Origin of the sequence: Methanofollis liminatans DSM 4140, from assembly GCF_000275865.1 — an archaeon.
Lineage (GTDB): Archaea > Halobacteriota > Methanomicrobia > Methanomicrobiales > Methanofollaceae > Methanofollis > Methanofollis liminatans.
On sequence record NZ_CM001555.1, the window covers coordinates 1,505,356 to 1,515,528 of the forward strand.

Below are 10,173 nucleotides of genomic sequence, written 5' to 3' on the forward strand. Positions count from 1 at the left end.
TTTTTTTACCGGATCAGGCCTTCGTCACCGGCCCCAGGGGGAAGATATAAGGGATATCACCGCGGTGCTCGATCACCGCGTCCACCCCGTAGACCTTCGCGATCACTTCCGGGGTGAGGACGTCGGTCGGCGGGCCCTGCGCAGCGATCGTCCCGCCGGAGAGCACGATGATCCCGGTGCAGTACCGGGCGGCCAGACTGAGGTCGTGGATCGCCATGATCGCAAGCCGACCCTCATCGACGGTCAGGCGGCGGATCAATTCCATCACCTCCATGGCGTTCCTGAGGTCCAGGGCGCTCGTGGGTTCGTCGAGGAGGAGGAGCGGGGACTCCTGCGCCAGCGCCCGGGCGATCATCACGCGCTGGCGCTCCCCGCCCGAGAGGGTGCGCAGTTGCCTGAAGGCCAGGTCCTCGACACCGAGCAACTCCAGCGCTCGGACGACCTCCTCCTCGTCTTTTTTCCCGATGCTCCACGAGAGATGGGGGCGGCGGCCCATCAGCACCGCATCAAAGACGGTCGCGGACGAGTTGTTCCTGATCCCCTGCGGGACATAGGCCACGCGCTTTGCCACCTCCATCCGCGTAAGATGGGAGAGATCGGCGTCATCGAGGAGGATGCTCCCCTCCGGCCTGATGATGCCGTCGATGCACCGGATCAGGGTGGTCTTGCCCGAGCCGTTCGGGCCCACGAGCCCGACCAGCGCCGGCGCCCCGGCGTCAAACGAGATGTCGGAGAGAATCCGGCGGTCCCTGATCCTATAGGAGAGGTTCCTGACCGCAAGCCCGGCCATCACTCACCCCTCCCGCGCAGGAACAGGGCGATGAAGAACGGCACGCCAAGGAACGCCGTCATGATCCCGACCGGCAGGATCGTCGGGGCGAGGACGGTCCTGGCCAGGCTGTCGGCGCCGAGGAGGAGGAGTGCCCCGACAAGCCCGGAGGCCGGCAGGAGAAACCGGTGATCGGTGCCGACGACCATGCGCGTGATATGGGGCGCAACAAGCCCGATGAACCCGATCGTCCCGGTGAAGCAGATGATCGAGGCGGTGACCAGGGAGGAGATGAGCATGAAGATCGTCATCGAGCGCCGCACCGGGATGCCCAGGCTCTCGGCGATATCGTCCCCCTCGGCAAGGGCGTTGAGGTCCCAGGCGCGGTAGACCAGGTAGAGGGTGGACACCACCAGGATGGCGGCGATGATCCCCACCTTCGGCCAGTCTGAACGGCCGAGGGATCCGAACATCCAGAAGACGACTTCCTGGACCTGCTCGGAGGAGCCGACGTACTGGAGGAGGGAGGTCACGGCCGAGAAGAGGTACATGAGGGCGATACCTGCAAGGATCATCGATTCTGCCCCCATGCCCCTGAACCTGGCCATGCCGTAGATGAGAGCGGCGGCGAGGAGGGCGAAGAGAAAGGCGTTGCCGACGACGAGGTAATCCCCGCCGACGACGCCGACGCCGAGCACGATGGCGATCGAGGCGCCGGTCGCCGCAGCAGAGGAGATGCCCAGGGTAAAAGGACTCGCCAGGGGGTTTCTGAGGATCCCCTGCATCACCGCCCCGGCAATCGCCAGCCCGAACCCGGCGGCGATCGCCATCAGCACGCGGTGCAGGCGGTAGTCCCAGACGATGGTCATCGCCGTATCGGTCGCCGTGAAATGGTCGGGGAAGAGACCGGCAAGGACGGCCAGGTAGACCTCGGCCACCGAGAGGTCGGCGCTGCCGAGGGTGACCGCCACCCCGGCCAGAAGGGCGATGACCAGGGTCGTGCCGCCAAGGAAGAGGGCCCTCTTTCTTCGTGCCGCGGCAAACGCCGATCGCAGGTCTGGGTCGGGCATGGCATCACGGATAGGTGAAGATCTTCTCTGCAGGGTCGAAGGGAAGGTGCTGGTAGTCCTCCAGGTAGACCCGGTGGACCGCCGCCGGGTCTATGTCGGCGAAGACCTCGGGGTAGCACCATTTTGCCATATAGGCGATACCGATGAAGTGCTGGGGACCGCCGAAGATGTCGTTGTGGAGGAGATGGAGGTCCCCGTTCTTCACAGACGCGAGCGTCTTCCATCCCGGGCGTTCGGTCAGGCCGGTATAATACCCGGGGATCGCTTCCGCGTCCTCGTTGTCGTAGCCGCCGGCGTCGTAGGATCCGGCGCCGATGAGTTTGACGATCACGTCCGGGTTGGCCTGGATCACTGCTTCAGGGTCGAGTTCAGGGTATTCGGCCGCCAGGGAGGAGAAGGCATTTCTGCCGCCGGCCATCCTGATCTTCTCTTCGTATCCGGAGGATGAGGCGCCGGTCCGGTAATCTTTCCAGTTCTCAAGGTACACCACGGCCCGGTCTTCCTCCGCAACCCCTGAGAGCCGCCCCGGGATCGTCTCCAGGGTGCCGGTGTAGAAGACCGCAAACGCTTCTGCTTCGGCCGTTCTATCAAAGATTGCTCCAAGGGCGCGGATCTCCCTGGCATAGGTCCCAGGCTGGTAGCAGTCGAACCTGAAGATCCGGACGCCGGGGATGGTGCTCTCCAGTTTATTCTGGATCTCATCACAGGCGTCCTTGCTCGTTGTCGCATACAGGAAGACGGCGTCCGGACTGAGGGAGACGATCGCCTCGTAGTCGGGCGACCAGATGCTCCCGACGACCGGCGTATCGGCATACTCCGGGAAGAAAGAGGGCCGGTCAGCCGAATATTTGTCGATCCCGACTATTATCGAGGGATCGACCCCAAGAGAGCGCAAGGTCTCCAGGGTCTCGCCGTTCATGACGACGATGCGGGAGGGCGCCGCATCAATAGTATGCGTCCGGCCCGATGAGTCGGTGACGATCCGTGCGGCAGGACTGAACGCAGCGGCGGCGTCCTGCACGGCGGCAAGGTCAGGGGCGTCAGGGCCGCCCGAGAGGAAGGCGAGGACCATGGCGACGATCTCGTCTTCGCCGACCTGGACGTTCCCGTCGGTTTCGGCGGCCATGGCCGGGGCGATGAGCATGAGGATGAGGCAGGCGAGAAGGGCGATCTGCTTCACCGGCGCCACCTCCGCAGGGCCGGGACGGCAAGGAGAGCGAGAAGGCCCAGAACGATGCCCGGTCCGGGCGCCGCGGGCGCCTCAGCCCCTCCAGCCGGCATCTCGGACGATGGAATGGTGCCGTTTGTCCTGGCCGTAAAATCCCACCATCTCCCGGCGATCTCGCCGATTCCCTGGTCGGGTGCGCGCACTCGATAGGTGACGGTCGATTCGTTTATCATGCAGAAACAGACCTGATCGTCCTGGACCAGCACCTGTGAAGGAGGCAGGGAGGAGTCCACATAGGTGAAGCCTTCGGGAAGCGTTTCGATGAGGCCGCCGACGCCCATACCGTCGAGCGAGAGGGTGACGGTGATCAGCCCTCCGGCATCGGCAGGGCCCACCTCGCGCGTAACGGTCCCGGCAGCCAGAACGGGCATGCAGAGGATGAGGGAAATGCACAGGATCAGCAACGCACTTCGTCGTGTGATCGTCCGGCTGGTTAATACGGTCAGCATCATTTGTCTTATGAGGTTCTAAGGTTTTAGATATTTTTGCATAGACGGTGAGGGACTTCGACGCCAGGGTCCGGGATCAAACGCCGGTTCACCGGTGCAGTCTGGAGAGGAATACAATCATCTGTTTTCCCGGGCATGAAGATCCTGACCCAGATCGCATCAAAAAAGAGATTATTTTCTCCTCATCAGCAGGAAGACCCCCAGAGCGGCAAACGGAAGTATCCCGAGGAGAGGAGACGCCTGTGGGGTGGTGGCCTGGACAGAGGTTGTGCCGGTCGCGGCCGGAGCGGTCGTGGCGGCGAGGGTCGAGGGCGTCGTCGCCGCAGGCGTCTGCTCAGGTGCGACGGTGACGGCCGGGGTCTCACCCAAAGATTCACCCGCAACAGAGGCGCCGTTCTTCTCGGTCACGATGGCAAAGTACGAGAACCCAGGAGAGGTGGCGCGATAACGCGCCTCGTTCCCGCTCTCGCCGATCAGTTCGGTCGGCAGGGCAGTCCAGACACCGTTATGATAGCGCATCAGCACGATGTCGCGGACCGTCAGGCCCTGATCGGCCAGCCATGAGAGGGGCACCGAGAACTCGAAGACCGCCTCATCGATCCCGTCGTCGGTCGTATAGGAGAGGTCTGTCTCCAGGTAGCGGTAGACCGCACCCGAAGGTCCGTCGACCGGGATCTCCCCGTTTTCAGTGACTGCAAGCATGATCCCGGCAGTCGGCCTGGAGACGGTGACCATCACCCTCGAGACCGTTCCTGAATAGGAGAAAGAGGCGGTCGCGCCAGTCGAGAGAGCGCCGGCCGCGGCGATCGTCCCGGCGTCGTCGCCCCCTCCAGTGTTGTCGGGGGTCGGCGTGGGTGTCGGCGGGACGATTGGATCGCCGTACTCAAGGACAAGGACGGCGCACGCCGCATCGAAGTAGTCGTTGTCGCTCCTGAAGGCGGCGACCGGGGTTGCATTGAGATATGCGGTCACGTCGCGTTCGTCAATGCCGATGTTCGAGACGCCGGAATAATTCCAGGCCGGCGTCCAGATCTGGTTCCCGAAGAGGAGCGTGCCTTCGGCACTCGCCGCCGGGGCGACCGTGATCAGACGGGCGGCAGAGAGGTTCACGCCCAGGAGCGGGTGATAGGCGAAGGGTGCATAGGCCGTCGCCTCCTCGGGCGAGGCGGCATACGTGGCCTTGCCCGAGAGGATGTCATAGCCGGCGTTGAAGAGGATCTGCTTCTGGGTCGCCGCGGGATCCTCGTAGACGACGAAGAGTGTCATCCCGTTGAACGAGGAGGCGCCGGTTCCGAGGTTCGTGACGGTAACGGAGTTACCGGATAGATCGAAGGAATCGGTGACGTTGTAGACGACCATGCCCGAGGGGAAGTTGTACGTTCCATAGAGCTTCTGGTCGGTGTAATAGGCGAGGTAAGGCACCCCTACCCCGTTGAAGGAGAGACTGACGTTTTCGGGCATCACCTGATTCTTGTCATAGGTGTAGAAGGCACAGAGGTACGCCGCCTCGACCGTCGCATTGGCCGGGAGGGAGAGGTCGGCGGCGGTCCAGTTCGCCGTGTAGGTCGTCCAGCCCGACGAACCGCCGAGGTACGCCGAGTCGCCGGTGGAGTACACGAGGCCGCCGGTCACCGTGAAGTTCGTCAGTCCGGTGATGTCGTCGCCGCCGGTGTAACGCTTGCCCTTGTAACCGTTGTACACCACGCTCTTCGTGAGCGTGAGGTTGTTCGCAGGGGAGGCGTCCGTGGTGACGACGATCGTCACAGCGTCGCCGAGGGCGCGGATCGCCGGATCGACGACCGAGACCGTCGTCGTGTTCCCGGCGGCGAGATCGGGAACGCTCACGTTCTGCACGGCGCCGTTGATCGAGAACGAGACTGAAAAGGCGCCTGAGGCGGCGGTCCCGTTGTTCTTCACCGTCGCCGCGATCGTGTTGGGCTCGTTCGCAAAGATTTCCTTTGCGTTCGGCGTGATGGCGGTGATCTCGATATCGGCCGGCTGCGCCTTCACCGAGAGGAGGGCGAGGACAGAGCGGTAGTAGGATCCGGCACCGGGCCACCCAAAGGTGTTAACGCCCGATACGAGGCTTGCGTTCACGTCAAAACTGTTGTATCCGCTGTAGATGACCTTGTCAGAATCGTAGGCGACGATTGTATCGCCGTTGAAGGTGTACTCCGTGGCCTCGGTGCTCGCCAGGTAGAGGTTGGTCAGGTCCGCGTCCGCAAAGCCCGCCGGGAGATCAGAGAGGTCGAAGTCGGTGCTGCCCTGACCGGTGAAATGGCCCGCGTTCACCCGGTAATAGACCCGGTCGGCATCGCCGTCATTGTACGCCGCCACCAGGCAGGCGGCCTTCACCCGCCCGTCAAACGAGCCGGTCGTGTTGACAAGCACCGCGGGGTTCTGTGCAGAGATTGACTCTTTCACATCGTACCAGAGGACGTAGTTGCTGCTTTCCCGCGTGATGTGCGGTTTGCCCGGAGTAACGCCGATATCGGTCGAGTTCAGGGACTCCAGGGCAAGCGTGTCGAAGGTGCCGTCCCCGTCGCCGTCGATGGAGACCTCGATGGTGGTCTGCTTTGCCTCCGAAGTGCTCCCGATATACACGGCCAGGTAGAGGCGCGCCCATTCGAGATCGTCGTATGCCGGCATGGCATACGCCTTCGTCACCTCGACGCCGCCGGTCGATGGCCACGATGTGTTCCACATGACGCCGGGATCGCTCCAGAGTCCGCCTGAGACTGTGCCCGATCCCACCGTGACCAGATCGATCCCGTCGGCGCTGACCGTCGCCGGTATCAGGGCGAGGCAGAGCAGCAAAACTGCAAAAATCTGGAGATGCCGACCGGCACCTCTCGGAGATTCGGATATTCTCCATGAATTCAAATGAAAAATAATGCTTTTCCTCAAAGAAACACCGCCCATTGTATGATCATTAGTTTGTGTTGTAACACCCAATAGGATAAAAATATTATCCGGTATTCAATGGTCCTCCAGAGACCTGCATAACTCCAGATTTTTCCCGGCAAATAAGAGATCCCGATTCCTCCACCCACTTCAAGAAAAGGTGAAGTTATAGGCCGCCTCCCTGCACGGCAGCACAACGAGGTCGTCCCGGGTTACAGAACCATCCTGTCCGGTCACCTTCACCTCGTACCTCCCGATTCGCATATGCGTGAAGGTATAGGGTGTCACCGCCCCGGTTTCCTTTCCGTACAGGTAGATCTTCCCGCCGGGCGGATCGCTGGTGATGGTCAGCGAGCCGTACGGATAACCTTCGAGCACAAAGGATATTTCGGCGTCTTTCTGGACTGTGGAATCTTCGACGAGCAGGATACGCGTTTCCCGCGGGATATATCCGGGACGGGAGACAGAAACCAGGTGGGGCCCGGGAGAGATATTCGCGATAAGATACGGCGTGGAAAACCCGGTATCGAAGCCGTCGATAAAGATCGCCGCACCAGCAGGATCCGATCTGACCAGGACGCCTGCCGTTGCCGGGGCGGGTTCGCCGAGGTTGCATTCCTCGCCATCGTCAAGAAAGTCCGAGATCATAAAGGAATAGTAGCCCGTCGCATTCCTGATAGCGGCAAACGACGAAATTCCGGGTACATCCACCCTCTTCGGGATCCTGGTGTTCAGCCTCATGCCATTCATCGAGAACTCCAGATCCTTGAAAGACTCAGAGGTAACGGTCACCGATCTCACCATTACCTGGTCCTGAACAAAAGACACCGGGGTCACGGCACCGGCCGTAACATAACACTTCATGCTGTCGATCGGGAAGTTCCCGTTGCCGTTTTTGATCTTCACCGTGTGGAGGCCGGGTTTGAGACCGCAGATCACCTGCGGCGTGGTGTACGAGAGCGTCCGGCCGTCGAGGACGATCGTGGCGCCGTCGGGTTTCGAGGTCACGTATATGCTCCCGGTCTCATCACCGGGAGTCTCGAAAAGACCGGGTGAGAGTGTGTGCGTCCCTCCAGAAAGATCGACGGAGATCGTAGTGTCCTCTCTCATGACGACCGTCGCCTCGAAGGGTGCGTGGTTCTCATGCTCAAGCCCGACCGCGTAATCTCCAGGCTGAAGAGATGAGAACACAAAGGGCGTCGTCCGTCCGGTATAGACACCATCAAGGGAGATTAGCGCACCATCCGGCTCAGAGACGACGAGGAGATCGCCCGGCTGAATAGGGGTTGGAGTCGTAACAGGGGCTCCCGGGTTCTCTTCGGAGGTGGAGAAAGCGTCGGCGATCGGGACTCCGGGATCCGCGGCCGAATGTATACCGAACAGGGAGAGGATCCAGGACCAGAGAGAGGAGAACCAACTGCCGGACGAAATAGTGTTCGCTTCTGGAGTTTCTTCTCTCACGGACTCCTGAAGGGTGGTGGTTTTAGCGGTACCGGCCTCTGCCGCCACCGTTTCTCCGGCCCGGACAGAAGAGACCGGATCGGCGTCGACAGAATGGGTGATAACCAGAATGGCAAGTCTGTTCTCGATATAATCTCCTTTTCCGCCCTCAGGGACACTGCGTATGGCGGCGGTATTGTCCCCGCCCATCAGGTAGGGAAGGACATCGAGGGCTGCCGCGCTGATCTCAGACGATCCGCCCCTGAGCACATTTCTCCACTCTCCGCCGTTGAACCCGACAGCATTCGCCTGACCCTCCTCACCGGTCGCCGCCGTGCCCATCACCGTGAAGAGGGCGCCGGAGATCCCGGCAGGGTCTGGAATGTCGGGGAAGAGAGCGGTTGTCGCCGCCTCGGATTCTTCAGCGAGCACAACGTCTGAACCCTCGGCGATCCAGTACTCCCTGGCCGGGGCGTCCGGCGCCTCGTATGCCAGCACCAGGCAAGAACCGTAAAGGGCAAAGGTGGTGCGTCCGGTTCCGGCGTTCGCCGCCGTCACCGTCAGGTTCCCCCTGCCGACACGGGATGTCACGTCATAGACAAGTGTCTCGACCGGGTAGTCATACGGTCCCTCCCCTTTCCGATCGCCGTACCTGGTGCCCGCCTGGACCTGCGTGCCGTTGACCAGGAGAGCGATCTGCGCCTCGCTGCCGATCCTCTGGCCCTCGTCATGGCCCCACGTGCTGAAGAGATAGAGCCGCGCCTCCCGCACCGTCGCCCCCGCGGGGAGACCGGGATCCATGACGGCGCGGCACGTATCCCCGGCCGCCATCAGGCCGCTATAATTGCTCACTGAAGTGATGCTCAGGTTTCCATTGATCGAAACATGCCTGACCACACTGAGAGAACCGCCGGCATAGCCGCTGCCGCCGGCGTCCTCCTTCCCGTCAGAGGAATCAGACGAGGACCCGCCCGGGGCAAGGACGGCCTGCACTTCAGCAACCGATCCCTCCTCGACCACAACCTCGGCGGAATAGGCGCCATACCCGGAGAGCGTCAGAGTGATGGTATGGCTCCCGACAGGAACATTTTCGATGACAACATCGGTGGTCTTACCGGTATTACTGCCGTCGAGCAGGATCGCCGCACCATGGGGCTCCGACGCCACGCTGATCGAACCGGTCAGGGGTGCCAGGGCAAACGAAACTTCTGTCGTGGATCCTTTTTTGGCCGCCACCGTGCGCTCGTCCTGAGTTTTGTAACCCTCTTTTTCCACGCGGACCTGATGATCCCCGACTGCAACTCCCGTGATCGTGGTGTTCGTCACACCCGACTCCTCGTCGTCGATATACACCGTTGCACCGGCGGGAGAGGACGAGACGGCGATCGATCCGGCCTCCTCCTCCGGGTACCTGACCGAGAAGACGGCGCAGAACACCTTATAGAAGGTCTCGGTATCCAGACGGTCGTAGGTGAGGGCGGCATCCTGCCCGGGCTGCAGGCTGTCGCCGACCTCCCAGGTGTTCTTTCCGAAATACGCTCCAGAAGGTTTGCTCCCGTCAAGAGAATCCCCATTGAACCGGTATTCGGCATCGGCCGATGCAAGATAAAGCACCGAGAGGCTGGCCGTCTCAAAGCCGTCCTCCAGTTCGCTCGTTGAAAACTCCGTCTCCCCGACATACGATTTCCCGGCATCGTCGGCTTCGTATGAATCGGTGTCATGCCCCGCGTTCACCCGGTAACAGACGGTGTCGCCGTCGCCGTCATCATATGCAGCGACCAGGACGATCGCCTTGATCCGGCCGTCAAACGAGGGCGATACCTTTGTAGTCCTGGCATGCACCTTCAGCGTTCCTGACGAGAGGAGGGAGGCGACGTCGTACCACATCAGGTAGTCGCTGGTCACGCGGTTGCAGTGGTCGTTCAGGGCGACCGGCCCGGTGCCCCCCTCGCCAGGAAACGAGTACGGGAGATTGAGGTTCTCGGTGTACTCCCGCTTCCCGGCGCCACCGCCATCGACCGCGACCGTCACTTTCCCATCATAGTTCTCCCGCATATTGCCGCAATAGACCACGACGTAGAGCTGCGCCCACCGCACCGTCGCCCCCGCAGGGAGCGTGAAGGTCTTTGTGGCATCGGTGGCGAAACCAGGATAGGCGTCAATGAACACCCCGCCCGATACCGTCCCGCTCTCCACCGTCGAGAGCGGGATGCCGCCGATATATTCGTCGGCAGAAACCGCAGCGGGGAGCAGGAGAAGCGCAAGCAGGACCAGCCAGATACGACCCGTATTTACATTCATTCCATGCATCAA

Annotated in this window: 6 protein-coding genes; all 6 read right to left on the reverse strand. The window is 61.8% G+C overall.

All coding sequences use genetic code 11. The features are described 5' to 3' along the window. Positions 1-13: 13 nt before the first annotated feature. Positions 14-790: an ABC transporter ATP-binding protein gene (locus tag METLI_RS07350; RefSeq protein WP_004039201.1), complete on the reverse strand. Its 777-nt coding sequence runs from the start codon at positions 788-790 to the stop codon at positions 14-16. Continuing rightward, positions 790-1,839, reverse strand: a complete 1,050-nt coding sequence (locus tag METLI_RS07355; protein WP_004039202.1) for a FecCD family ABC transporter permease — start codon at positions 1,837-1,839, stop codon at positions 790-792. The genes METLI_RS07350 and METLI_RS07355 overlap by 1 nt, the downstream gene beginning before the upstream one ends. A 4-nt stretch (positions 1,840-1,843) precedes the next feature. Further along, positions 1,844-3,019, reverse strand: a complete 1,176-nt coding sequence (locus tag METLI_RS07360; protein WP_004039203.1) for an ABC transporter substrate-binding protein — start codon at positions 3,017-3,019, stop codon at positions 1,844-1,846. Beyond that, on the reverse strand, positions 3,016-3,438 hold the full coding sequence (locus tag METLI_RS07365; RefSeq protein ID WP_157203242.1) for a hypothetical protein: 423 nt from the start codon (positions 3,436-3,438) through the stop codon (positions 3,016-3,018). The genes METLI_RS07360 and METLI_RS07365 overlap by 4 nt, the downstream gene beginning before the upstream one ends. 249 nt (positions 3,439-3,687) lie before the next feature. Continuing rightward, positions 3,688-6,333 carry a DUF3344 domain-containing protein gene (locus METLI_RS07370; protein ID WP_048103701.1) on the reverse strand — a complete coding sequence of 882 codons (2,646 nt, stop codon included), beginning with the start codon at positions 6,331-6,333 and terminating at the stop codon, positions 3,688-3,690. 237 nt (positions 6,334-6,570) lie between these two features. After that, entirely contained in the window at positions 6,571-10,170 is a 3,600-nt protein-coding gene (locus tag METLI_RS12440) for a DUF3344 domain-containing protein (protein ID WP_004039206.1), read from the reverse strand. Positions 10,171-10,173: the final 3 nt, after the last annotated feature.

Bases quoted from the DNA above. Each gene is read 5' to 3' on its own strand.
- METLI_RS07350 (WP_004039201.1), bottom strand. From the start codon at position 790: ATGGCCGGGCTTGCGGTCAGGAACCTCTCCTATAGGATCAGGGACCGC.
- METLI_RS07355 (WP_004039202.1), bottom strand. From the start codon at position 1,839: ATGCCCGACCCAGACCTGCGATCGGCGTTTGCCGCGGCACGAAGAAAG.
- METLI_RS07365 (WP_157203242.1), bottom strand. From the start codon at position 3,438: ATGCCCGTTCTGGCTGCCGGGACCGTTACGCGCGAGGTGGGCCCTGCC.
- METLI_RS12440 (WP_004039206.1), bottom strand. From the start codon at position 10,170: ATGCATGGAATGAATGTAAATACGGGTCGTATCTGGCTGGTCCTGCTT.